20 protein-coding genes are annotated in these 22,730 nt (G+C 66.6%); 9 read left to right on the top strand and 11 right to left on the bottom strand.

Annotated features, from left to right (window positions below; translation table 11 throughout):
* Positions 1–38 precede the first annotated feature (38 nt).
* The 3 genes from AC07WS_RS26390 to AC07WS_RS26400 are packed head-to-tail and all read left to right on the top strand — an operon-like array spanning position 39 to position 5,046.
* Positions 39–2,306, top strand: coding sequence for a hypothetical protein (locus AC07WS_RS26390; protein ID WP_494731922.1), 2,268 nt, complete (start codon positions 39–41; stop codon positions 2,304–2,306).
* 34 nt (positions 2,307–2,340) lie between these two features.
* Complete coding sequence (locus AC07WS_RS26395; protein ID WP_494731923.1) at positions 2,341–4,647, top strand: SUMF1/EgtB/PvdO family nonheme iron enzyme; 2,307 nt, start codon at positions 2,341–2,343, stop codon at positions 4,645–4,647.
* 54 nt (positions 4,648–4,701) lie between these two features.
* Positions 4,702–5,046 carry a zinc ribbon domain-containing protein YjdM gene (locus tag AC07WS_RS26400; protein ID WP_161097775.1) on the top strand — a complete coding sequence of 115 codons (345 nt, stop codon included), beginning with the start codon at positions 4,702–4,704 and terminating at the stop codon, positions 5,044–5,046.
* Here the strand turns inward: AC07WS_RS26400 and AC07WS_RS26405 are convergent, their stop codons facing one another.
* Positions 5,047–5,931 carry a LysR substrate-binding domain-containing protein gene (locus tag AC07WS_RS26405; RefSeq protein WP_494731924.1) on the bottom strand — a complete coding sequence of 295 codons (885 nt, stop codon included), beginning with the start codon at positions 5,929–5,931 and terminating at the stop codon, positions 5,047–5,049.
* 105 nt (positions 5,932–6,036) lie between these two features.
* Here AC07WS_RS26405 and AC07WS_RS26410 point away from each other — a divergent pair, with 105 nt between their 5' ends.
* The 3 genes from AC07WS_RS26410 to AC07WS_RS26420 all read left to right on the top strand — a co-directional run bounded on the left by AC07WS_RS26410 (position 6,037) and on the right by AC07WS_RS26420 (position 7,682).
* The gene (locus AC07WS_RS26410; RefSeq protein WP_494731925.1) at positions 6,037–6,324 is read left to right on the top strand and encodes a DUF1330 domain-containing protein; all 288 of its coding nucleotides are present in this window, start codon (positions 6,037–6,039) and stop codon (positions 6,322–6,324) included.
* Between the two features lie 76 nt (positions 6,325–6,400).
* On the top strand, positions 6,401–6,799 hold the full coding sequence (locus tag AC07WS_RS26415) for an OsmC family protein (RefSeq protein WP_117010147.1): 399 nt from the start codon (positions 6,401–6,403) through the stop codon (positions 6,797–6,799).
* A 4-nt stretch (positions 6,800–6,803) separates the two neighbouring features.
* The gene (locus AC07WS_RS26420) at positions 6,804–7,682 is read left to right on the top strand and encodes a pirin family protein (protein WP_494731926.1); all 879 of its coding nucleotides are present in this window, start codon (positions 6,804–6,806) and stop codon (positions 7,680–7,682) included.
* 10 nt (positions 7,683–7,692) lie between these two features.
* Here AC07WS_RS26420 and AC07WS_RS26425 read toward each other — a convergent pair whose 3' ends face one another.
* The 8 genes from AC07WS_RS26425 to AC07WS_RS26460 all read right to left on the bottom strand — a co-directional run bounded on the left by AC07WS_RS26425 (position 7,693) and on the right by AC07WS_RS26460 (position 17,269).
* Complete coding sequence (locus AC07WS_RS26425; RefSeq protein WP_494731927.1) at positions 7,693–9,228, bottom strand: FHA domain-containing protein; 1,536 nt, start codon at positions 9,226–9,228, stop codon at positions 7,693–7,695.
* Positions 9,229–9,365: 137 nt separating this feature from the next.
* Positions 9,366–10,376, bottom strand: coding sequence for a PP2C family protein-serine/threonine phosphatase (locus AC07WS_RS26430; protein ID WP_494731928.1), 1,011 nt, complete (start codon positions 10,374–10,376; stop codon positions 9,366–9,368).
* Positions 10,377–10,459: 83 nt separating this feature from the next.
* Positions 10,460–10,966, bottom strand: coding sequence for an SH3 domain-containing protein (locus tag AC07WS_RS26435; RefSeq protein ID WP_494731929.1), 507 nt, complete (start codon positions 10,964–10,966; stop codon positions 10,460–10,462).
* 17 nt (positions 10,967–10,983) lie between these two features.
* Positions 10,984–12,546: a hypothetical protein gene (locus tag AC07WS_RS26440; protein WP_494731930.1), complete on the bottom strand. Its 1,563-nt coding sequence runs from the start codon at positions 12,544–12,546 to the stop codon at positions 10,984–10,986.
* Positions 12,547–12,549: 3 nt separating this feature from the next.
* Positions 12,550–15,033: an FtsW/RodA/SpoVE family cell cycle protein gene (locus AC07WS_RS26445; RefSeq protein ID WP_494731931.1), complete on the bottom strand. Its 2,484-nt coding sequence runs from the start codon at positions 15,031–15,033 to the stop codon at positions 12,550–12,552.
* Entirely contained in the window at positions 15,033–16,070 is a 1,038-nt protein-coding gene (locus AC07WS_RS26450; protein WP_494731932.1) for a protein kinase domain-containing protein, read from the bottom strand. The genes AC07WS_RS26445 and AC07WS_RS26450 overlap by 1 nt, the downstream gene beginning before the upstream one ends.
* Positions 16,071–16,164: 94 nt before the next feature.
* Positions 16,165–16,569: a glycine zipper 2TM domain-containing protein gene (locus tag AC07WS_RS26455; RefSeq protein ID WP_494731933.1), complete on the bottom strand. Its 405-nt coding sequence runs from the start codon at positions 16,567–16,569 to the stop codon at positions 16,165–16,167.
* Positions 16,570–16,738: 169 nt separating this feature from the next.
* Positions 16,739–17,269 carry a GNAT family N-acetyltransferase gene (locus AC07WS_RS26460; RefSeq protein WP_494731934.1) on the bottom strand — a complete coding sequence of 177 codons (531 nt, stop codon included), beginning with the start codon at positions 17,267–17,269 and terminating at the stop codon, positions 16,739–16,741.
* Positions 17,270–17,406: 137 nt separating this feature from the next.
* Here AC07WS_RS26460 and AC07WS_RS26465 point away from each other — a divergent pair, with 137 nt between their 5' ends.
* Together AC07WS_RS26465 and AC07WS_RS26470 are read left to right on the top strand one after the other, a co-directional pair.
* A complete protein-coding gene (locus AC07WS_RS26465; RefSeq protein ID WP_494731935.1) occupies positions 17,407–18,849 on the top strand; it encodes a M20/M25/M40 family metallo-hydrolase in 1,443 nt (480 codons plus the stop codon).
* Between the two features lie 79 nt (positions 18,850–18,928).
* Positions 18,929–19,168, top strand: a complete 240-nt coding sequence (locus AC07WS_RS26470) for a hypothetical protein (RefSeq protein WP_494731936.1) — start codon at positions 18,929–18,931, stop codon at positions 19,166–19,168.
* Positions 19,169–19,176: 8 nt separating this feature from the next.
* Here AC07WS_RS26470 and AC07WS_RS26475 read toward each other — a convergent pair whose 3' ends face one another.
* Positions 19,177–19,650 (bottom strand): hypothetical protein, encoded by a 474-nt coding sequence (locus tag AC07WS_RS26475; protein WP_494731937.1) that lies wholly within the window; start codon positions 19,648–19,650, stop codon positions 19,177–19,179.
* Positions 19,651–19,758: 108 nt separating this feature from the next.
* On the opposite strand from AC07WS_RS26475, the gene AC07WS_RS26480 reads away from it, so the two are divergent.
* Positions 19,759–21,018: a voltage-gated chloride channel family protein gene (locus tag AC07WS_RS26480; RefSeq protein WP_494731938.1), complete on the top strand. Its 1,260-nt coding sequence runs from the start codon at positions 19,759–19,761 to the stop codon at positions 21,016–21,018.
* Between the two features lie 3 nt (positions 21,019–21,021).
* Here the strand turns inward: AC07WS_RS26480 and AC07WS_RS26485 are convergent, their stop codons facing one another.
* Positions 21,022–22,674, bottom strand: a complete 1,653-nt coding sequence (locus AC07WS_RS26485; RefSeq protein ID WP_494731939.1) for a mechanosensitive ion channel family protein — start codon at positions 22,672–22,674, stop codon at positions 21,022–21,024.
* Between the last annotated feature and the right edge of the window lie 56 nt (positions 22,675–22,730).

The raw sequence follows: 22,730 nt of genomic DNA on the forward strand, positions 1-22,730 counted from the left end.
GGGCGGCCCTGGAAGATGAATCGAAGAAGGAGTCTGACATGTTCCAAATGTTTGGTTTTGGCGGCGTCAAATGCCCGCGCTGCGAGCACAAAAACGACGACCAGTCGGGCTACTGCAAGCACTGCGGCTTGACCTTGGGCGCCCCGCGCAACGAGCCGGTACTGCGCGATAACCGCTGGATCCCCGGCGACGACGAACTGGCCGTGTACTTCGGCGTGAGCGCCTTGTCCGGCATCTTCACCAAAACGCTGCGCGTGCCGGCCACCTCGCGCGCCTACATCCTGCAGGCGGACAAGGCCACCGAGGTGCCGCAGGGCGAGTACGAGATCGAAGGCTTCTTCACCCGCCTGAACCACCTGCTGCGCAACCAGAACGCAGAAATCCTGATCACCCGCAGTGCCGCGCTGCCGGTGGAGTTTTCCTTCGCCGACCTGCAAACGGCGGAACATCTGAAGGTATCGGCCCGCTTCACGGTCGCCATCCGCATCGAGAACGTGCCGGCCTTCGCCCAGCACTTCATGACCGTGCCGGGCACCGTCAGCACGCAGGACCTGCACGACCTGCTTGGGCCATCGGTGCACCAGGTGGCGGCGGAATTCGTCGGCAGCCGGTCGATGCGCGACATGGCGCACAACGCCGACCTGCGCCTGCAACTGGACGAGCGCCTGCAGGCCGCGCTGAAGCTGCGCCTGGCCGCGTATGGCCTGGCCATCGACCGCGTGGAGACCGCCGCGCTGCGCCACGACAAATTCGACCACAACCGCGAACGCATCGGCACCCTGTGGCTGGTGGCGGACGAGCGCCACGTGCAGCTGGAGCACACCAAGCAGCTGGACCAGATCTACGACGAAGAGGAATGGCAGGCCATCTGGCGCGAAGAGCAGAAGATGCGCTCCGAGCTGCGCCGCGCCGAACTGCGCCAGGACGCCGCCGTCGAAAAGGCCGAGCTGACGTTCAAGGAATCCGAGCGCATGCAGGCATTGCGCGCGCGCGAAGTGGACCTGTACAGCCGCGTGATGGAATCGAAGACCCGCAAGGTCGCCGTCGACAAGGGCGCAGGCACTGTGCTGGCCGATCTGGAACACGAGCTGGCGAAGAATAAATCGCACCGCGCCGGCGAGCAGGCGGATTGGGAGCATGTGCGCCACCTGGCCCAGATCAAGATGCGCACCGAGCTTGAAGTGCTGCAGCAGACCGCTGCCGAGCAGCGGCAGTTGGCGCAGCAGCGCCTGTCGCACCAGCTGCGCCAGCAGGCCATCGAGAACCAGATGGCGCAGGCGCTGCTGATCGAGGACGAAGCGCATCGCCGCAGCGAGCTGTCCGCGCTGCGCCAGCGCGAGAAGGCGGAAAAAGAGCGCGAGCTGCAAATCGAGGCGGAAGGCCACAATGAGCGCATCCAGGGCCTGACCCTGGCCGCCGCCGCGCGCCGCCGCGAGGCCGAGCGCGTGCAGGAATGGGAAGACCAGCTGCAATTGGCCCGCCAGCGCGAACTGCTGCGCGGCGACGCCGTCAAGGACGCGGCCAACGCAGTGCAGGTGGCCGAGATCAACCAGAAGATCGAGGAATTGAAGCGCGCCGGCGCGCAGGCCGATTCCGTCGCCCAGTACGAAAAGCTGTTGCGCACCATCGAGGCGGACGGCGTGCACCAGCGCCAGAACCTGGCCGTGAACAAGCAGGCCATGCTGGATCAGCTGGAGGTCGAGGAACAGCGCCAGATCCTCAAGCAGAAGGAGCAGGAGGCCCAGTGGCAGCGCGAGCTGAAGAAACTGGAGCACGACCGCGACGAGAAGTTCGCGCGCTGGAAGGGTGAGTACGATGTGCTGCTGGCGCAGCAGTCGCACGAACTGGCGCGCATCGAAACCATCGGACGCCTGAGCGATACCGCCAAGGTAGCCACCGCCGCCGCACCCAACGCCGAGGCACTGACGCAGATCATGAAGCTGCAGATCCAGGGCGGCATGACGGCAGAGCAGATACAGGCGCTGGCGAACGTGGTGGCGGCCGAACATGGCGTCACTCCGGCGGAAGCGGCGCAATTGGCGCATGCTCGGGTGCTGGAGGAACGCGCGCACCGCGACGCCGAAATGGACAAGGACCGCCGCCACCAGCTCGATCTGCTGAACGTGCAAAACGCGGCCAGCGCCAGCGCGCTGACCACGCAGAGCCAGCTGGGCGTGGGCGTGGCGCAGGCCGGAGCATCGGCACCGCCACCGGCGCCTGTGCGCTATTGCGTCAACGGCCATCCAACGCGGGCCGGCCACCCGCTGGACAAATTCTGCGCCCAATGCGGCGTGCCTTTAGCTTGAACGGTTTGAAGCAGGAACGGTTACACTTCGCTTAATGATGCAGACAGCAAGAGACAAGATCCGCGAACTGCGGGCCTTACATGATGACGGTCTACTGAGCTTGCAGGAGTTCGACCGCCGCAAGAACGCCATCCTGGATGCGGAGTACGCGCCACCGGGAGGCGGCGTCACGGCCCCGCCGCCGGTTCGGCAGGGGACGGAGCTGGGGCTGATGTCCGGGCAGGAGATCGGCCCGCAGAACCGCCGCTATCGGCTGGAGCGCCTGATCGGCATGGGCGGCATGGGGCAGGTGTGGCAGGCGACCGACCTGGCCACCCACGCGGAACTGGGCCACAGCGACATGGTGGCCCTGAAGATCCTGCCGCCGCAGCTGACGCAAAGCGCCACCCACGCCAAGCTGTTGATCGAGGAAGCGACGCAGGCGCGCAAGCTGGCGCATGAGAACATCGTCCGCGTGTATGAATGGGCGCAGGACCCCGCCACCTCCAGCTATTTCATCATCATGGAATACCTGGAAGGCCAGGATCTCGACGCCTACCTGGCGGCGCAAGGCCCGCTGCCGCTGGACACCGTGTACCGCCTGCTGGCGCCCGTCGGCGACGCCTTGCAATACGCATGGGACAAGCACAAGCTGGTCCACCGCGACATCAAGCCCGGCAATGTGTTCCTGACCCAGCGCGGCGAGATCAAATTGCTCGACTTCGGCATCGCCTCGCGCGCGCGCAGCGCCGGCAGCAGCCTCGGTTTGCAGACGCCCAATGCCGGCACGGTCGGCTACCGCGCGCCGGAAGCGGGCACGCATCAGCGCCAACCCGCGCCCAAGCTGGATGTCTACGCCGTCGCCGTGATGATCTACCAGTTGCTCGAAGGCCGCATGCCGTTCGACGATATGCGGCCGGCCGATTTCCATCCGTCGCCGCCGCAGGGACTCAACCCCGCGCAGTGGAAGGTGCTGCAGAACGGCTTCGCCTACGCGCAGGAGCGCCGTCCGGCATCGGTCAACGAGCTGCTGGCGGAGCTGCACCGCGCCGCCGGCCCGAGCGAAGAGGAACTGGCCGCGCAAGCCAAATTGGCGCAGGAGCGCGAGCAGCAGCGCAAATCCGAGCAAACCGCCCACGCCGAGGCCAAGGCCGCGCAAGCGGAGCAGGCGCGCGCCGCCGAGTTGAAGCGCCAGGCGCTGGCTACCGAATTGGCGGCGCGTCGACAGGCCGAGGCGCAGGCGGCTGCGGCGGAGAAGGCAAAGCTGGACCAGCAACGCCGCGCGCTGGAGGCCAAACAACGCGCCGAGGCGGAAGCCGCAGCGCAGGCGCGCAAGCAGGCCTTGCGCGAACAATTGCAGGCGCGCCGCGATGCCGACGCGAAGAAGGCCCGCGAGGAACGCGAGGAGCAGCAGCGCAAAGCCGCGCAGCTGAAGGCGGAAGCGGCCTATCGCGCCGAACAGGAACGCCACCGCAAGCAGCAGGCCGAGCGCAACGCCGCCGAACTGGCCGCGCTGATGCCCACGCCGGGCAGCCCGGTCGCCGACGCCAATGGCGTGCTGCGCGACCGCTTCCTCGATGGCACAGGCGTCGGCCCCGATCTGGTGCTGATACCGACCGGCCGGTTCCAGATGGGTTCACACGAACATGAACAGGCGGCGGCCATCAAGGCCGGCGCGCAGAAGAACTGGCTGGACCGCGAAACCCCGCAGCACTGGGTCGGCATCGAACATTCGTTTGCGATGGGGCGCTCGCCCGTCACGGTCGGACAGTGGCGCCAGTTCGTGCGCGCCACCGGCTGGGAGTCGCAGTCGGACACCGACTGGCGCGCGCCTGGCTTCGCGCAGACCGACGAGCATCCGGTGGTCGGCGTCAGCTGGGTCGACGCGCAGCTGTACCTGCGCTGGCTGTCGGAGAAGACCGGCCAGTTGTACCGCCTTCCCAGCGAGGCGGAATGGGAGTACGCCTGCCGCGCCGGCACCAAGACCGCCTTCAGCTTCGGCGACACCATCACCACCGAGCAGGCCAACTACGATGGCCACTACACCTACAACGGCAGCCCGCGCGGCGCGTATATCCAGGGCACCAACAAGGCGGGAACCTTCCAGCCCAATCCCTGGGGCCTGTTCGACATGCACGGCAACGTGTGGGAGTGGACGCAGGACCTGGTGCACGACACCTACGTCGGCGCGCCGGTCGACGGCAGCGCGTGGGAGGAGGGCGGCGACCCGGTGCGGCGTATTCTGCGCGGCGGTTCGTGGCTCTACAACCCGCGCTATCTGCGCTCCGCCGTGCGCAACGGCTTCTCGGCGGTGCTGGCCAACGACATCGTCGGCTTCAGAGTGGCGCGAAAATTGGTCTAACTACGGCCAAGCACTGGTATAATGCTGCCTTCTTCAAAACACCAGGACCGTACCATGAGCACCTTGCCACCATGCCCGAAATGTAATTCTGAATTCACCTACGAAGACGGCACCCAGCTGGTATGCCCGGAGTGCGCCCACGAGTGGAGCGCCACCGCTGCGGAAGCCGCGGAAGAAGGCGCCAAGGTGTATCGCGACTCCGTCGGAAACATCCTGCAGGACGGCGATACTGTGACCGTGATCAAGGATTTGAAATTGAAGGGCGGCGGCGGCACTGTCAAAGTGGGCACCAAGGTCAAAAATATTCGCCTGGTCGACAGCGACCACGATATCGACTGCAAGATCGACGGCTTCGGCGCCATGAGCCTGAAAACCGAGTTCGTTAAAAAAGTCGTGTAATCATCCCAGCCGCTCCAGCGCAAAGTCCACGAAGCTGCGGACCTTGGCGCTGGGGCGCGCTTCCGGCCTGCGCAGGATGTGCATGGGCCGCGACGGCAGTTCCCACTTCGGCAGCAGCCGTACCAGTTTGCCCGCTTCCAGCGCGGGCTCCAGCAGCAGGTCCGCCTGCATCGCCACCCCCATGCCCGCGATGGCGGCCGACACCAGCGACGTTCCCGTATTGCTGACGAAGGAGCTGCGTACCGGCACCTCGATCTCTTGTTCTCCCTTGCGGAAGCGCCACGCCGCGTGTGGGCGCCAGTCCGAAAACACCAGGCAGTCGTGTTTTTCCAGATCCGACGGATGGCGCGGCGTGCCGCGCCGCTTCAGGTAGTCCGGGCTGGCGCAGACCAGCACGCGGCCCGGCCGCAAAGGCCGCGCGATCAAGCCGCTGTCGGCCAGCGCGCCGGAACGGATTGCGACGTCCACGCCTTCCTCGGCCATGTCGACCACACGGTTCGTCAGCATCAGATCAATTTTCACTTGCGGATGCAGCGCCGAGTAGGCGCCGATGACGGGCATCAGCCGATGTTCGCCGTAGGTGGCGGGCGCGGAGATGCGCAGGCTTCCTTGCGGCTCCGCGCGCAGGTGCTCGGCCACATGGTCGGCCGCTTCCACGCTGGCCAGCACGTCGCGGCAGCGCTCCAGGTAGACAGCGCCGATTTCCGTCAGCGACTGCCTGCGCGTGGTGCGCTCGATCAGACGCGCGCCCAGTTCCTGCTCCAGCGCCTGCACATGTTTGCCGACCATGACCGGGGACATGTCCAGCGCCTGCGCGGCGGCTGCAAAGCTGCGCGCCGTGGCGGCGGTTACGAATACCTGCATGCTGCGGAGTTTATCGCTCATTTTCTATTCGAAAGTAATGGTTACGAGTCTGATAAATTCTAGCTCATTTATACCTCACTCGCTTTGAATCAAAATGGAGTCTCATTCAACAGCAAGGAGGTCATCATGGCAGTATACGCAATCGGCTATCTCACTTTACGCAACTCGGACTGGGTGGCCGAGTACAGCGCGCACATGCCGGCGCTGGCCCAAAAGCACGGCGGCAAGCCGCTGGCGAAAGCGGCTCCCGTGGTCCTGGAAGGTTCGCCGATGCTTTCAGAGACGCAGATCATCGTCGAGTTCCCGTCGATGGAGCACGCGCAGGCCTGGTACGACGATCCCGCGCACGCGCCGCTGAAAAAACTGCGCCAGGGAGGCGCCGATTTTTCGATGGTGCTGCTGAACGGCCTGTGAACGTTTAGTAGAGGCGAAACCTGGTCAAACGGTGTAGAGTGACGGTTTTGATAATGCCGTTTTCGAGGACCACCGTATGACTATCAAAGTACTGCGCGACCAGTCGCTGCCGATGCGCCACATCGTCCATGTGCGCAATCACATTCTGTCGACCGACGGCTCGGTGGAGGAGGGCGGCAGCGACGCCGGCCCTTCGCCGCATGACCTGTACGACGCGGCGCTGAGCGCCTGCAAGGCCCTGACCGTGGTCTGGTACGCCAAGCGCAAGAACATCCCGCTCGAACATGTGGAAGTGAGCATGGAGCGCGACGCCAGCGAAGAGCGCCAGGGCACGTATCGCCTGGCCGCCACGCTGCACCTGACCGGCAACCTGACCGAGACCCAGCGCGCCGAACTGCTGGCAGCCGCGCAGAAATGCCCGATCCACAAACTGATGACTTCCGTGACCACCGAAGTCACCACCGTGCTGGGGTAAGAACATGACGATTTCGAATCTGCTCAAAGGCCACGAAAAAGACCTGGGCGGCGGCTTTGTAGTGCGCCGCTATTTGCCTTCCGCCGTCAAGCAGGCGGTGGGCCCGTTCATCTTCTTCGACCATTTCGGCCCGGTCGATGTGCCGCTCGATGCCGATCATGACGTGCGTCCGCATCCGCACATCGGTCTGGCCACCGTGACCTATCTGTTCGAAGGCGCGATCGACCACCGCGACAGCATCGGCAGCGTGCAACGCATCGAACCCGGTGCGATCAACTGGATGACGGCCGGCCGCGGCATCGTCCACTCCGAGCGCACTCCCAAGGACTTGGTCGGCAAGCCGCACCGCACGCACGGCCTGCAGCTGTGGGCCGCGCTGCCGGTCGCGCATGAGGAGGACGAGCCGGGCTTCTGCCACACGCCTTCCGAAGACATTCCCGAGTTCGACGTGGACGGCGCGCGCGTGCGGGTGCTGGTCGGTTCGGCCTTCGGCCAGACCTCGCCGGTGAAGACCTACAGCCAGACGCTGTACCTGGACGTGACGCTGAAGGCCGGCCACGAGCTGGCGCTGAGCGGCCTGCCGGCGGAAGCGGCGATCTATCCGATCAGCGGCGATCTGAGTGTGGATGGTACGGCGCTGGCGCTGCATACCATGGCGCTGCTTGATACGTCCACCGCGCAGCTGATCAAGGCCGACGCGGATGCGCAGTTCGTGGTGATCGGCGGTGAGCCGCTGGATGGACATCGCTACATGTCGTGGAATTTCGTCTCGTCGCGCAAGGAGCGCGTGGTGCAGGCGGGCGAGGATTGGGAGGCGCAGCGTTTCGACAAGGTGCCGGGTGAAACCGAGTTCATTCCGCTGCCGGCCAAAAAGCCGGCGTAAGCCTATCGGTTCAGGCGGTCGACATGGCGTTGGCCGCCACGGTGCTATACAGGTCGGTGGCGCCGGTGCGGATGATCCAGTGTTCCGGATACGGATCGCTGGCGAAGCGGTTGTGGCGCGCGACGCGGCTCAGTTTTTCGAGCGGCACGGTCGGCGCCAGCGCGGTTTCCTTGCCGGTCAACTGGTCCAGGTGCCAGAAGCCGCCGTCGCGGTGCAGCAGCAGCGGCAGCGCGGCCGCATGCGGCGCGGCGGCGAAGGCCTTGACCGGATAGCCAGGATGCGTCTCCGGCATCAGCAGGTAGAAGCACTCGGCGTTGGCGCCCTGGTCGATGCGGTGCAGGATCACGCCATGCGGCATGATGGCCGATACCGACAACACCACGATGCCCTTGATGCTGGCGCTTAGCTCGATGCGCATGCCCAAGCGCAGCGCGGTCGGCTTGTGCTTGCCGGGCCAGACGCCGTCCAGCAGCAGACCGTAGCGCGACACGTCCTCGATTTCAAACCCCTGGCCGGAGCGGCGTATCACCGCATGGCGGCCGGACAGGCGGCGCGTGAGGCCGTTGGTGTCCTGGCCGTCGGCGCTGTAGTGGGTCAGCAGCACGTCCGATTCGGGATCGACCAGTTCAAAGCGTCCCAGCACGCATTCCTCCATCGCGAACAAACGGATCTGGCGCTGGGCGCCGGCTTCCGGCGCGGCGTTGACCAGGCAGGCCGCGCGGCTCGGGTGCGGATGCACGGCCGCCGCCAGCGGCATGTCGATCTCGATCAGGTCCTCGTCCCAGGCGATGGTGGTGAAGCCCATGTCCACCTTGCCGGCCGGCGCGTTCAGGTCCAGGTGGGCGATGCCGGCGTTGCGCGCGGTGACGTCGATATCGAGGCTGTCGCCGCCCTGCGCGCTGACACGGGCGATGGAGGCGTCGTCCGCCATCACGCGCACGTTCTTGTGCGTGCTGAGGAAGATGCGGTGGATTTCGGTCAGCGTCGCGTCCAGGCGCGGCACCAGGATCACGAAGGTGCACACCCATTTGCGCGAGGCCAGCGCCGCGTGTTGGCTCAGCAGCTCGATGCTGATCTGGTACTGGCCGTGCTCCTTTCCGCGCGAGGAGAACTCGACGAACACCGGCCGCCACTCGCCGCTGGTGGCGCGCACGAACTGCTGGCGCGCGGCGCCGTTGGGGATCAGGTCGGACTGCACCTGCAGCGTCAGCTGCGGCGCGCAGGCGTCCGGCATGCCGCGCAATTCCATCTTCAGGGTCTGGCGGCCGCCGGCGGCACGCGGGTCGAAGCCGCTGATGTGCAGCTGCGGGCGCTCCGACTGGGCGCGTTGCAGGGGGCGGGCGTAGGTGCTGGGCGTGTGGGCGGCAGTATCGGCAGGGGCGGCGTCCAGCACCGTGCCGGGGACGCCGGAACGGGTGCGGCGCACGGCACTCAGCAGGTCAAAGCTGGAGGGCTCTGCTTGGGCGTGGCCGCCTTCGCAAGCTTGCGCTCCTGGCATGACCCAGTAGGTGCAATGCGGGTGCTGGGCATTACTGCATTTTTTCATGGCGAACCGACCGATGGGATACCCGTCAGTTTATGCGGTTTTCACTGTGTTTGGCAATTCGGCGGCCATGGAATCGACTTATTTTTGAGGCATGCCGCGTCGTGGGGCGGCGGCGCAACACCGTCGCCCATCAGTTATCAAAAATGTGACGGCATTGATGCGTGGGGCAGTGCCGTTTCGTCAATGTTTTCGCCCTGTGCCGGATCGTGCGGCGGCGCGAAGCGCAGCACGATGGCGCTCAGGTTGTCGATGTGGAGCGCGGGCGGCGGATGGTCGGCGTAGTCGTTGAACAGCGCGTCGAGCGCGGCGCCGGCCGAGTGGCCCGGCTGAACCAGCAGCGCCGGCCAGCGCGCGGTCCAATGCAGCGGCCGGCCGCAGGACCAGAAGCCGTCGGTCGCTAGCAGATAGGTAGCGTCCGCGCGCACGGTCAGCAGGCGACGGTCGGCCAGGCCGTGCAGGAACGGCGGCAGGTTGGCGGCGCTCAGCGCGAGCAGGCCGTCGTCCAGTACCTGCGGATTGGCGAAGGCGTTGCCGAGGATGTAGGCCTGCGTGATCTGCGGGCGGTGTTCGCCGTGCACCTGCTGCCACCATTCGCGCTCGCCCAGCAGCCCGTGCATGGCGAACGAGGTGGCCGGCACGTGGTCCACCGTGAGCGGCTGCGCGGCCTGCGCGGTGATTTCGTACAGCCTCGAATCGCCGACGTGGTACAGCATCGGCGCGGCGCCGGGCGGGATTTCGAGCAGCGTCAGTGTGGTGCCGGGGCGGCGGAAGCTGTCTTCGTCGCCCTCGCTGCGGAATTGATCCTGCAGGCGGGCGTGCAGCGCGTCGAGGCGGGCGCCCAGTTCTTCCTGCGTGTCGCAGGCCGGCACCAGCAGCAGGCCGGTGGCCACGGCTTCGGCGGCCTCGCGGCCATTGCCGTGGCCTCCCATGCCGTCCAACACGGCCAGCCGCACGTGGCCGCGCGGCCAGTCGGGCAGCGTGATGCTGTGCGGCGCCTGGTCGCGCAGGAAGACGGCGTGGCCGCCGGCGTCGATGATGAGCAGGTTGTCCTGGTTCTCCGGCACTTGCAGCTTGCTGATGCTCGCGCTGCTGCGCGCGGCGATGTCGAGGTGGGGGCCGAAGTTCTGCGAGTCGGTGATTCGGGTCATCGGTGCGGGCGCCGTGGCGCGGGAGATGAAAGGCCACAGCTTAGCTGAAAATTTGCCCGCGCGGGATGGCGTGGCCGCCGGCGTCATTCGCCGCTCCGGCGCAGCCACAGGCTGTTGACCCAGCCGGTGCTTTCGTGGCCGGCCACGCTGGCCCGGATCTGCCACCAGTCGCCGTTGCGCGCGCCGGTCGGCGTGACGGTGGCGCCGGCCGGCACGGTGACCAGGCGGGCCGCGTGTACGCCGGCCGCTGCGCGCAGGTTCAGGTCGCGGTAGACGGCGAAGGGTTGCCCGGCGATCAGCGGCGCCGACGCGCGAGCCGCAGCTTCCCTTGCCGCAGCAGCCGCCGTGATGGCGCGCGCTTCGGCGGTGCGGTCCTGCGTGACGGCGGCGATGTCGTTCTCGCTTTGCCGGCCGTGCGCCGCGTACAGTATCAGGCTGCCGAAGCCCCATGTGCCGGCCACCATGATGAGCAGCGCGCGCGCGTTCGGACGGCGCCACCACTGGCGCGGCGTCAGGTAGGCGGCCAGGAACAGGGTGATCACCAGCCCCGCCGCGAAGGCGCCTGCCGCGTAGAGTTTTGCCGTTTCCATGCAGGCTCCCTGTGCGCTCAGGCGTCGAAGCGCAGCACGTAGTGGCCCGCCACCAGATGATGGCCGGTCGGCAGAAGGTAGGGCGCGTCGGTGTCGGCGTCGCCGATGCTGGCGACGAACTCCAGCCTCTCGTCCAGGTGGTACAGGGCCTGCGAGGCGCTCAGGCGGCCGATCTTGTAGCCCTGCGCCGCCGCCTCGAAACTGAAAGCCTCGCGCGAGAGGCCGATGCGGTCGGCGCTGGCGGTGTTGGCGCCGCCGGCGCGCTTGAGGAAGCGCGGCGAATCGAGCAGGCGCAGTGCCGCCAGCATCGGCGAATTGCGCCCGAAGCTGAAGCGCGCGCCGCTCGCCACCGAGGCGCCCACCGGTTGCGGCAGGCAAATCAGGGCGCGGTAGCGGTCGTCCATCTGCGGTGCTGCCGTCAGTACGCGGATCGCCTGCGTGTCGACCGGCGTGAAGGTGGCTGGCGCCGTGATGCGCTGGCGGCCTTCGGCGGTGCAGGCATACAGCTCGTCGGAAGCATCGACCACGAAGCTGATCGCCGGACGGCCGTCGGCGGACAAGGTCAGTGCGCGGTTGAACGGCAGCTCCATCGCCTGCGCGCCGGTGTCGCGGTAGCGGCTCAGGCGCGGCATGGCCAGCGCCACAAGGCTGACGCGCTGTTGCGACACCGGCGCGTAGGTTGCGTCGCTTTCGCCGGCGTTGTTGGCCGGCTTGTGGCTGACCGGGATGGCCGTCATGTCGGGCGCGGCGCCGTTGTGGGCGCGGCTTTGCCATACGGCCGGCTTGCCGGTGTTGGCCGGGGCGATGCTGATGGTGTCGGCGGCAGCACTGGCTTGCGGGCGCGGCGCCGCCGCTGCGGTGCGCGCGATCTTGAGCATCAGGCGCGGGCTGCCGCCGGGCGTTTCGCGGGTGGACTTGATGGTGTAGTAGCCGCTGCGCGGATCGAAGCGGCAGTCGTAGGCATCCTTGGGGCGCATCTGCACGACGGGCGGCGCATCCGGGCCGTCGTTGATGACGAGGATGGCGCCATCGGGACCGAACGGCCAGCCGCTGGCGACGAAGCTCGCTTCGCCGCCTTCGCCGCCGATCAGGGCAAGGCGCTGGTTCGGGTAGATCGGGCAGACCGGGTGCCAGATCGCGCTGTCGCGCGAGACGCTGACGTTGTAGAGGATTTTTTCGTCCGCCGCCGGCAGGTACACGGCGTGGCCGAACTTGACTTCGATCTCGCCCGGCGCCAGCGACGACGTGCCGATCACGTCGTAGCGCACCTGGTCGCCGCCCAGCAGGTCGCCGAAGTCCTTCTGGTGCAGCGCCGTCAGCGTCTGCGCCAGGTCGCGCGCGCGGGCGCCACGGGTCAGGTGGTAGTCGTCGTCGACTTCCTCCTGCGGCAGCATCAGCGTGACGTGCGAGAAGCAGCGCGTGGCGGCGCGGCCCTTGTGCTCGCGCGGGCTGCGCTCCAGCAGGTCGCGCAGCAGCGGGCGGCGCGAGAATAGCGCCAGGCCGGGCGCCTGCCAGATCGCTTCGGCGTTGAAGACGTCGGGGATGCGGCCCAGGACTTCGTGTTGTACGTAGATCGGCATGATTCATTCTCCTTCTGATGATTGCGCGCTGATGGCACTGAACGCTAGCAGGGGGCAGAGGAAAAACAGCAGGTGGCTGCCGCCGGCCGAGAGGAAGCTCATGGGCTGGCCCATGATGGGGAAGATGGCGAGGTTGGTGCCCCACGAGAGCAGGAAGTGGCCCAGCACGAAGGCGCCGCCGCCGCACAGCACGAAGTAGCGGAAGCGGCCGGACCAGGCGTGGCGGAAGTCGCGCGCCATCGTGCCGGATTGGTAGGCGCGGGCTGCGGTGAGTGCGAGTCCCGCCAGGAAGGCCGCTTGCGCGGTCCACAGCAGCAGGCCGCCGATCAAGCCGTGGCGGTTGAGGAAGAACGAGGCGGCGAAGTCGTCCTGCACGGCGGGGATCTGCACCGCGCCGCCGGCCGCCATGCCGAGCGAGCGCAGGCCGAGCCAGTGGTCGGCGCCCAGCCAGCCGCCGTCGGCGATGGCGCGGGCGCCCAGCAGCAGTTGTTGTCCGGTGTGTGGGTGCTCGGCGGGATTGAGCCAGACCAGGAAGCGGTCGGCGTAGAAGCCCCAGCGTATCAGGTCGTCCGTGCCGACGCAGCGCAGGTAGACGATGGCGCCGGCGGCCGTCAGCGCCAAGGCGATCAGCGCGCCGGCCAGCCTGCGGTTGCGCGCGGCGAGGGCGTAGGCGAAGGCCATGACGGTGCTCCAGATGAGCAGCAGGATCAATGGCGAGAAGTCGTCGACTTGCACCAGCGAGAGACCCAGCAGGGCCAGGAACAGCAGCGCGGGGGCGATCAGCTGCAGCCAGCGGGCGCCGTGTTCGACCAGTTTGTGCGGGCCGGCGTGCCAGTTGAAGCGCAGCGCAAGGCAGTGGGCGGTGAGGGCGGTGAGGGCGAGTTTGGCCAGTTCCACCGGCTGCAGGTCGAAGACGCCCTGTTCGTCGCCCCACAGCACTTGCGCGGCCAGCGCGGCCAGCGCCACGGCGGCGAACAGGGCGAGCAGCCATTCGATGCTGCGCTGCTGGAGATGTCCGCCGCGCGCGGCCTGGTGTCGCGCCCACAGACGCAGCAGGCCACCAAGGCCGGCGCCTATCGCCAGCATGGCGGCGCTTTTCTGGTAGTAGCGCAGCCAGGACGATTCGGGGGCGCCCAGGCCCAGTTCCAGTTGCGACAGCAGGCCTGCGGCCAGCAGCACCACGCCGGCGGCGGTCAGCAGCGCGAGGCGGCCGGGTAGCGCGAGCCACAGCACAAGCGCGCAGGCGGCCAACGCCATCGAACACGCGGCGCTCGGTGCATAGCCGGCACGCTGCGATACCAACGCGACGACGCCGCAAACCAGCACGCCACCGGCGGCCAGCAGCATGGCCATGCTGCCAACGCGGCTAACTTGCGCGCCGTTCCCGACGCCCGCACCGCCGGCCTTGCGCCGCCCGCGTGGAGCGAGCGTCAGGGCCGCCGCCATGCAAGCGAGACTCGCGGCGATGCCAGCCCAGATGGCGCCGGACTGCCCGCCGCTCCATAGTGTGCGCTGCTGCCACTGCCAGCTCACATGCTCCGGCAGCTTCAGGTCCGGTGCGCTGAAAAGGTTGACGTGGCGGCTGGGGCGAAGCGTGAGTTGGCCGCCGTTCGCATCCAGCTGGAAGCGGGTATGTCCGACCACAATCGCCGTCACACCGTCCAGCGATGCCTCCTGCTTGCGCAAGTCGGTCTGCGAGCCGGCGCTGTGGATCAGCACCGCAGCACGGTCGCCATCCGGATTGCCTGCCGTGAGCTGGAGGCCACCGTTGCCGCGGGCGATCAGCGCCGCACCTGGCGTCACCTGCGCCAGTCCAAGCCGATTATCGCAATGCAGATTGCCGCCGAAAGATAATGGACGCGATATCGTCAGCACGCCAGGCACGGCGCGGTTCCACAGCGACAGCACCTTCGACGCCACATGCGACTCGGGGCAATTGGCCTGCTGATGACCGTCGCGGTACAGCACCGCGCCGTCGTAGCGCCATTCGTGGCCGTCGCGGGCGAAGACGATGCTGCCGGAATCGGCGGCGCGCACCTCGAACAGCGCACTGTCGATCTGGAAGCGTTGGCCGCCGGCCAGCGGCGTGCTGCCCAGGCGTTGTTCGCTGCCGTCGCGCAGCAGGATCACTTGCCGGGTCGCGCTCAGGTTGCGCACGATCCAGCCGTCGTGCGCATCGCGGCGCAGGGACAGATGATCGCGGTCGGCCTGTGGCGCCGCCAGTTCGTGCCGTCCCAGCGCGACGGATTCGCCCTGCGCCAGCTTGACGCTGATGGCAGCCGGCAGCCACGCCGCCGGAGCGCGCAGCAAGGCCAGCGCCTGCAGGCCGCACAACGCGGTGAGCAAGGCCAGCGTGACGGCGAGGGTGCAATGGGCAGCGGCGGCGCGGGCAGTGGCCGCAAAAATATCGCGAGGGCCAGGCCGGTCGAAAGCGGCGCGGCGCGCGGCGGGCGCCGTGGAAAACGGCAGACGTAAAGAGATCGCCATCATGCCCCCCGGATGTTGCGCCAGCTGTTATCGGCTGTCGGACGGCCCATGCCGTGGACAGGATCGGCCGCGGTTAAAACGCCGCGTCCCGGCTTGACGCCGTGGACCGCATGCAGCATGCGGCTGATCTGGATGGCGTGGCGCGGACGCTGTGCCGGGTCCAGATGCAGCAGCGCGCGCAGCAGCTCAAGTGCCGCATCGCGCGCCGACGCCGGAATCGCGGCGGCAAAGCGTGCCTCCTCCTCGGCATGCAGCGCCGCCGGAATCGCGCCGCCGTGCACGCGCCGCAGCAGATCGGCGCCGGCCGTGTGGTGTTCGCGATAAGCTTGCCCGCAGTCGCTGCAAAAGCGCAGCGGCAGGCCGCCGGTGACGAGGAAGTAGAACATCGCGCCCAGCGAGAAGTAGTCGCTGCGCTGGCCTGTGGCATAGCCGCCGCCATCGGCGGGGAAAAACTGTTCCGGCGCCTGCCAATTGGCGGTGCCGGCATACGAGTGAACTTGAAGGCTGCCCAACTGGCGGTTGGTGCCGAAATCGGCCAGCTTGACGGTGGCCAGGTCCCAGTCCAGCAGCACGTTGGCCGGTTTCAGGTCCAGGTAACGCCAGCCGTATTGGTGCACCTTGGCCAGCGCCTGGTTGACTTGGGCGATCCAATGGAGGATGCGCGGCAGCGCAAGCGCCTGGGTGCGCCCCTTCAGCGCGATCATGTGTTTGCCCAGGTCCGTGGCCATCAGCTCCAGCGCCAGCACCGGCAGGCCCTCGTGCCAGCCATTGTCGAGCAGGCGCACGATGTGGCGCTCGTCCCACGGCTCCAGCGACTGCAGGAAGCCGATTTCGTTGTTTGCGCTGGCGATCCAGCGCTCGCGCTGCGCGGGCAGGGCGCGCGCCATCTGCTCGCGGTTGATCAATTTGATGGCGACGTCGCGCGTGGCCGGCGGCCCGCTGGCGCGCCAGATGATGCCGTAGGCCGATCCGCCGATCTGCTCGCGCAGCCGGTAGTGGCCCAGTTCCAAAGCGATGATTGCGTCTGCTGTCGTCATGATTTCCCCTCGGCCCGCGCCGTTACGCTGGGCTAGCGGGGGGCAGACGAAAAAAGGCCCCTTGCGGGGCCTTGTGCGGTCTGCGGACCTGGGATTACCAGCGGTCGTAATGATGATGGTGGTGGTGTTCCCAGCGTTCTTCGCGGTATTCGCGGTAGTAAGGGCGGGCCGGTTCCACGTACACCACGCGCGGAGGCGGGGCGTAGTAGCGTGGCGGCGCCTCGTAATACACCGGAGCCGGTTCGTAGTACACCGGAGCGGGCTGGGTGTACACACGGGTCTCCACGTAACGGTCGCCACGGCCATAGTAGCGGTCATTGGTGCTGATGCTGTTGCCGACCGCCGCGCCAACCAAGCCGCCGACGATGGCGCCATCGCGTCCACCGGCATTGTGGCCGATGGCGGCGCCGACCACCGCACCGGCTACCGTGTTGAAATCACGGTCGCCAGCGTAGGCCGACGACGATACTGCTGCTGCGGCCAGTAACGCTACACCCATAAATTTTTTGCTCAACATGGTATTTCCCCTTGCGGTGGCCCGGATCGGAATGATACGTCGGCCAGTGACTTCACTATAAAGCCTGGGCAAAAATACGCCACGTCTTATACACATGCTTACAAACCGGCCAATCCGGTAATGGCTTGTAACAATTGGCGGCCGCCCCCATTTAGCCGCGGAGCGCCTCCCATTCGGGGCGCAGCAGGCTGAAAACCTGCACATCCTGGTATCGGCCGTTGATGAAAAAGCTCTGGCGCAGCGTGCCTTCGGCGCTGAAACCGCATTTTTGCGCCACCCGGATCGACGCCACGTTCTCCGGCGCGGATAGCAGTTCCAGCCGGTGGAACTGGTGCACCTTGAACAGATAATCGACCAGCATCCGGCACGCTTCGGTCACGTAGCCGTGCCCCGCCAGCTTGGCGTCGAACAGGCGGTAGCCGATTTCGCGCGTGACCGGCGTGCGGCTCTTGAAATGGGTGATGACGCCGACAATGTGGTGCAGGCTGTCCTCGATCACAAACAGCTCGCTGTCGTCGGAAACGAAACCGTTTTGCACGAACTCCTTGCGCATCGTCTCCGGCGACTTGAAATGACTGGAAAAGTAGTCGCCGCGCGAGGGCAGGTCGTTGACCAGGGCGATGAAGGTGTTCAGATCGGTGGTCAGCAGGTGGCGCACGGTGCAGAGTGAACCCTTGAGCATAGGCGGCACTTTCGTCGAGGAGGAAGGTTCATGGTAGTGCAATGGCCATGACAAATCAACATTGATGACAAGAACTCCATGATGGGTTATCGTTTAGATCGTTCTTTGCAATTCACTCCCCCATCGATAGGAAACGCATGAAATCCGTCTTCAAGTCCCCGCTGTCCCTGACTGTCCTTGCCAGCTGCCTGTTGAGCGCCGGCGCCATCGCCGCGCCGGCCAACGATCCGGCCACGCTGGCCCAGATCCGCGACAGCGCGATGAAGAACGACTGGGCCTACGAGCGCTTGGCCGACCTGACCGACCTGGTTGGCCCACGCCTGTCCGGCTCTCCCGGCGCCGCCGCGGCGGTGGAGCAGGTGGCGGCCGCCATGCGCAAATTGGGCGCCAAGGTCACGCTGCAGCCGGTCAAGGTGCCGCACTGGGTGCGCGGCGTGGAGACGGCGGAACTGGTCGATTACAACGGCCGTCCGGCCGGTATCACGCAGAAGATCGTGCTGACGGCGCTGGGCGGATCGGGCGCCACGCCCGCCGCCGGCCTGACCGCGCCGGTGGTGGTGGTGCGCAGCCTTCAGGAATTGAAGGCCAAGGCGGCCCAGGTGAAGGGCAGCATCGTGCTGGTGGACGTGGCCTTCGACCAGGAACTGGCCGATCGTGGCCACGCCGGCGCGGCCTACGGTCCTGGCGCTGGCTTCCGCTATATTGGTCCGAAGATGGCGGCGGAGATGGGCGCGGCGGCGGCGCTGGTGCGCTCGGTCGGCGGCGCCAACTACCGCATCCCGCACACCGGCGTGACTGGCCTGGTCGACGGCGCCCGCATTCCGGCCGCCGCCATCACCACCGAAGACGTGCTGCTGCTGGACCGCCTGCTGGCGCGCGGCCCGGTCAAGATGCACCTGACCCTGACGCCGCAGAACCTGCCCGACGCCGACAGCTTCAACGTCATCGCCGATTGGCCGGGCACCGACAAGGCCGACGAAATCGTGGTCGTTTCCGGCCACCTCGATTCGTGGGACCTGGCCACCGGCGCCAACGACGACGGCACCGGCGTGGCCGGCGCCATGGGCGTGATCGAGACGCTGAAGAAGCTGGACCTGCATCCGCGCCGCACCATCCGCATGATCGCGTGGATGAACGAGGAAAACGGCACCCGTGGCGGCAAGGCCTACTTCGACGCGAACAAGGATAAACTGGATAAACAGTTTGCCGCCATCGAATCGGACAGCGGCGGTGGCCGTCCGTTCGGCTTTATCGGCAGCGTGACGGCGCCGATGGTGAAGTACTTCGCGCCGCTGAAGGACGCGCTGGCGCCGATCGGCGCCGGCCAGTTCGAGCGCCGCGACATCGCCGGCGCCGCCGATACAGGGCCGATGGAGCGCGCGGGTGTGCCGGTGTTCGAGCCGATGGTCGATAGCTCGGCCTACTTCAATTATCACCACACGCCGGCCGACACGCTGGACAAGGTCAACCCGCTGGAATTGAAGCGGCATGTGGCGGTGATGACCTCGCTGAGCTGGTTCCTGGCGAATATGGAGCAGCCGATCGGCCGCACCGCGCACCAGGACGGCGAGGAGGATTGATCGGTCTGGCGCGCGGCGCATCCGTGCGCGGCGCGCCAGGGCCTTCGTGATAGGCTGCTTACTTATCGAGGAGAGCGTCATGGACAAGATTCACTACAAAGGGTGGAATATCGTGCCGACCGCGTTGCCGACCGCCGACCGCCGCTGGTCCGCCAGTTGCGACATCGAGCGCGCCAGCGCGGGCGGGGTGGAGGTGTTCGAGGGCGCCACCATGCAGTTCGTGCGCGACACCGAGGACGAAGCCATTGCCGCCGCCTGCGACGAGGCGATCCGCCAGATCGACAACATCATCGCCAACCCGCTGGTGCGGCTGGCTTGAGCTTGCGCTCAGGACGGATAAAAAGCCTTTGCTGCCAGCCCCAGCAGGAATAGCGCGATGGCGAACTGCGTGCCGAAGAGCCAGCGGGCCATGTAGCGGAGTTCCGAGCGCAGCTCTTTGATCTGCGCGGCTTGCTCGTCCAGGCGGCGGTCGATCTGATCGAAGCGTTGATCGACATATCCGAAGCGTTTGTCAATCTGATCAAAGCGCTGATCGACATATTCGAAGCGTTGGTTGACATACTCGAAGCGCTGATCCGTGTCTTTAAATCGCCTGTTCATGTCTTGCCGCAGGTCTGCGATCTGGATTGCTTGGGCGTCCAGTTTGCTTAGTATGAGTTGGGCGTCCACTTTTTGCTGGCGCAGCTCGGCCAGTTGGTTATCGACCAGCCTGAATCGCTCGTTCATATCGCTCCTCAGTGCAGCGACCGCGGCGACGGTGCTGTCGGCTATTGCTTCAAGTTTTGCGATGCGCTCTTCCATGGCCCCATCCTTCCGGCAGATAAGGTGTTGGACCTGCGTCGGCTGAATTCGTTCCTTCGCTGCGGCCTGATTGCCGCCCTCCGGCGAATTTGCTAGTATGCAAGTCAGATGAAATCACGCCGCTATCCCGAACAAATCACCCTGTTGCCGTACCTCGGCAAATGGACCTTCATCGCTGGCCTGATCGCACTGCTGAGCGGCACGGCCTCCGCCTTCTTCCTGTTCGCCCTCGACCGCGCCACCGGCTGGCGCGAAGCGCACCCTTGGATCATCTGGCTGCTGCCGCTGGCCGGCTTTGCCGTCGGCTGGGTGTACCTCAAGTTGGGCAGCAGCGTCGAAGCCGGCAACAACCTGCTGATCGACGAAATCCACGACCCCAAGAAAGTCGTCCCGCTGCGCATGGCGCCGCTGGTGTTGGTCGGCACCGTGATCTCGCACCTGTTCGGCGCCTCGGTCGGCCGCGAAGGCACGGCCGTGCAGATGGGCGGCACGCTGGCCGACCAGCTCACCCACGTGTTCCGACTGCGCCATGCCGAGCGCCGCATCCTGCTCATGGCCGGCATCAGCGCCGGTTTCGCATCGGTGTTCGGCACGCCGCTGGCCGGCGCCATCTTCGGACTGGAAGTGCTGGCCATCGGCCGCCTGCGCTACGACGCCATCTTCCCCTGCATGGTGGCGGCCATCGTCGCCGACCAGGTGGGCATGGCCTGGGGCGTGCATCACACGCATTACGCGATCAGCGGCGTCGTGGCGATCGGCTTCTGGAGCATGGCCGCCGTGCTGGCCGCCGGCATCCTGTTTGGCCTGACCGGCATGCTGTTCGCCAAATCCACGCACGCCGCGTCGGCGTTCATGAAGCGCCATGTGGCGTATGCGCCGCTGCGTCCCCTGATCGGCGGCGCGTTGGTGGCGCTGGCGGTATGGGTAGTCGGCACGCGCTACATCGGCCTTGGCATCCCGGTGATGGTCGAAGCGTTCCAGCATCCGCTGGCGGCGACCGATTTCATCGGCAAATTCCTGTTCACGGTGGCGTCGCTGGGCAGCGGTTTCAAAGGCGGGGAGGTCACCCCGCTGTTCTACATCGGCGCGACATTGGGCAATGCGCTGGCGCCGTTGCTGCACCTGCCGTTCGCCATGCTGGCGGGGCTGGGCTTCGTCGCCGTGTTCGCGGGCGCTGCCAACACGCCGCTGGCGTCCACCATCATGGCGATCGAATTATTCGGGCCGCAGATCGGGCCTTACGCCGGCCTGGCGTGCGTGGTGGCTTATCTGTTCTCCGGCCATACCGGCATCTACCGTGCGCAGAAAGTCGGCATCGTCAAGCACCGCTTGCCGCCGGTGGCGCGCGACCGCCAGCCACCGGCTTGAGGCTTACTGCTGCTGGTCCCGCGCCAGATCGATAGGGGCGACGGCCGGCGCCGGATGCCAGTTCTCCTTCGGGATCACGTGCGGCGTGGCCGGTTCGCGCGTGAAATGCGGCGATGTGATCTGCACGCCGAATTCGTTGAACACGTCGACGATGTACTGGTGCAGCTGGTTCAACACCTCGGCGCGGCGGCGCGGTGTCTCCACGGTGGCGTAGGCTACCAGCCGGTATTCCACATAGAAGTCCGACAGCCCGATCTGCATCACGTAGGGCTTGGGCGTGGCGGCGATGTCCTCGGTTCTTGCCGCCGCCAGCTCCAACATCGCATGCACCTGGCGCCAGGGCGTGTCGTAGCCGATGGTGACGGTGGTGTCGAGCACAAAGCCAGTGCCCGTATGGGCGCGCGAGTAGTTCTTGGTGGTGTTGGACAGCACCCATGCATTGGGCATGGTGATCTCTTCACCGAGGCCGGTGCGCAGCCGCGTTTCGAACATGCCCAGTTCGACCACCGTGCCTTCCGATTCTCCGATGCGCACGTACTCGCCTTTGCGCAGCGACCGCGCGTACATCAAAATCAAGCCGCTGGCGCCCTGGCCGACGATGCTCGATGCGCCGATCGACACCATCAGACCCACCAGCACCGACACGCCCTGGAACGCGGCAGTATGCGCGCCGGGCAGGTAAGGGTAGGCCATCGCCAGCGCGAACAGCCAGATCACGACATTGAAGATGCGGCGCGTGGGCATGGCGGTGTCGCGATCGAGCCAGGCGATTTGCAGCTCGCCGCTCTCCACGCGCTGGAACACCGAGCCGGCGGTGAGCATCACCAGCCGCGCGATGGCGGCGATGACGGCCACCAGCACCAGGCCAGGCAGCGCGTCGATGACGCCCTGGGCCACGCTGGCGACGATATCGATCAGGTAGTCCTGCAGGCGCTCGCCCCAGCTGCGCGAATAGGGGATTTTGCCCAGCACGAAGGCCAGCCACAGATAGGTCGCCATCAGGCGCAGGCCCCAGATCAGCAGGTTGACCAGCTGGCGCATGAAGGCCACGTAGTGTTCGGCGTCGAGGACGCGCACGTTCTTGAGCCGCACCTGGCCGAGGCGGCGGCTGATGGCCTGGGTCGAACGTTTGCCCACCCAGCGGTGCATCAGCCGCAGGCCGTGCAGTATCAGGCCGTATGCCAGCGTAGCCGCGGCGCACAGGGCCGCCGCGATCAGCAGGTAGCGCGGGCTGGCTTGCTCGCGGCGCTCCAGCAGCGCCTTGCCGAGCGTCGCCGCGCTTTCGGCGGCGACGCTGTCGGTGGTGTCGCCGGCCAGCGGATTGATGTCGGCCGGCGTGACCAGGAACAGCAGGGCGCCGTCCAGCATCACCTGCGTGCCTTCGGCGATCGTCCGGGTGCCGGGTTGCTGCGGTCCATTGCGGGCCAGCGCCGCCTCCAGCCGCTTGTGCGCGCCCTCGGCGCGTTCCTCGGGCGGATAACCGGTCAGCACGGAGCGGAACACGAAAATGGTGCGGTTGGCGAACACCAACTTGGCTTGCGTGGGCGCCGAGGCGGGCGTGGCGGATGATGGGCTGGGGAGGGCGTCGGTGGCGGTTGCGAAGCAGTGGAGCATCATCAACAGCGCCGCAACGAGCAGGCGGCGTAAAACGGTCATGGCTATCCTTGTGACGTAGATATTAGCAATGATGCCATGTTATCGGATCTGACAGT

This window comes from Duganella sp. GW821-FHT01E12 (genome assembly GCF_059422325.1).

Bases quoted from the DNA above. Each gene is read 5' to 3' on its own strand.
- AC07WS_RS26455 (WP_494731933.1), bottom strand. From the start codon at position 16,569: ATGGGTGTAGCGTTACTGGCCGCAGCAGCAGTATCGTCGTCGGCCTAC.
- AC07WS_RS26480 (WP_494731938.1), top strand. From the start codon at position 19,759: ATGAAATCACGCCGCTATCCCGAACAAATCACCCTGTTGCCGTACCTC.
- AC07WS_RS26405 (WP_494731924.1), bottom strand. From the start codon at position 5,931: ATGAGCGATAAACTCCGCAGCATGCAGGTATTCGTAACCGCCGCCACG.
- AC07WS_RS26435 (WP_494731929.1), bottom strand. From the start codon at position 10,966: ATGGAAACGGCAAAACTCTACGCGGCAGGCGCCTTCGCGGCGGGGCTG.
- AC07WS_RS26465 (WP_494731935.1), top strand. From the start codon at position 17,407: ATGAAATCCGTCTTCAAGTCCCCGCTGTCCCTGACTGTCCTTGCCAGC.
- AC07WS_RS26430 (WP_494731928.1), bottom strand. From the start codon at position 10,376: ATGACCCGAATCACCGACTCGCAGAACTTCGGCCCCCACCTCGACATC.
- AC07WS_RS26415 (WP_117010147.1), top strand. From the start codon at position 6,401: ATGACTATCAAAGTACTGCGCGACCAGTCGCTGCCGATGCGCCACATC.
- AC07WS_RS26425 (WP_494731927.1), bottom strand. From the start codon at position 9,228: ATGAAAAAATGCAGTAATGCCCAGCACCCGCATTGCACCTACTGGGTC.
- AC07WS_RS26460 (WP_494731934.1), bottom strand. From the start codon at position 17,269: ATGCTCAAGGGTTCACTCTGCACCGTGCGCCACCTGCTGACCACCGAT.
- AC07WS_RS26470 (WP_494731936.1), top strand. From the start codon at position 18,929: ATGGACAAGATTCACTACAAAGGGTGGAATATCGTGCCGACCGCGTTG.
- AC07WS_RS26485 (WP_494731939.1), bottom strand. From the start codon at position 22,674: ATGACCGTTTTACGCCGCCTGCTCGTTGCGGCGCTGTTGATGATGCTC.
- AC07WS_RS26475 (WP_494731937.1), bottom strand. From the start codon at position 19,650: ATGGAAGAGCGCATCGCAAAACTTGAAGCAATAGCCGACAGCACCGTC.
- AC07WS_RS26395 (WP_494731923.1), top strand. From the start codon at position 2,341: ATGATGCAGACAGCAAGAGACAAGATCCGCGAACTGCGGGCCTTACAT.
- AC07WS_RS26420 (WP_494731926.1), top strand. From the start codon at position 6,804: ATGACGATTTCGAATCTGCTCAAAGGCCACGAAAAAGACCTGGGCGGC.
- AC07WS_RS26450 (WP_494731932.1), bottom strand. From the start codon at position 16,070: ATGACGACAGCAGACGCAATCATCGCTTTGGAACTGGGCCACTACCGG.
- AC07WS_RS26410 (WP_494731925.1), top strand. From the start codon at position 6,037: ATGGCAGTATACGCAATCGGCTATCTCACTTTACGCAACTCGGACTGG.
- AC07WS_RS26445 (WP_494731931.1), bottom strand. From the start codon at position 15,033: ATGGCGATCTCTTTACGTCTGCCGTTTTCCACGGCGCCCGCCGCGCGC.
- AC07WS_RS26400 (WP_161097775.1), top strand. From the start codon at position 4,702: ATGAGCACCTTGCCACCATGCCCGAAATGTAATTCTGAATTCACCTAC.
- AC07WS_RS26440 (WP_494731930.1), bottom strand. From the start codon at position 12,546: ATGCCGATCTACGTACAACACGAAGTCCTGGGCCGCATCCCCGACGTC.
- AC07WS_RS26390 (WP_494731922.1), top strand. From the start codon at position 39: ATGTTCCAAATGTTTGGTTTTGGCGGCGTCAAATGCCCGCGCTGCGAG.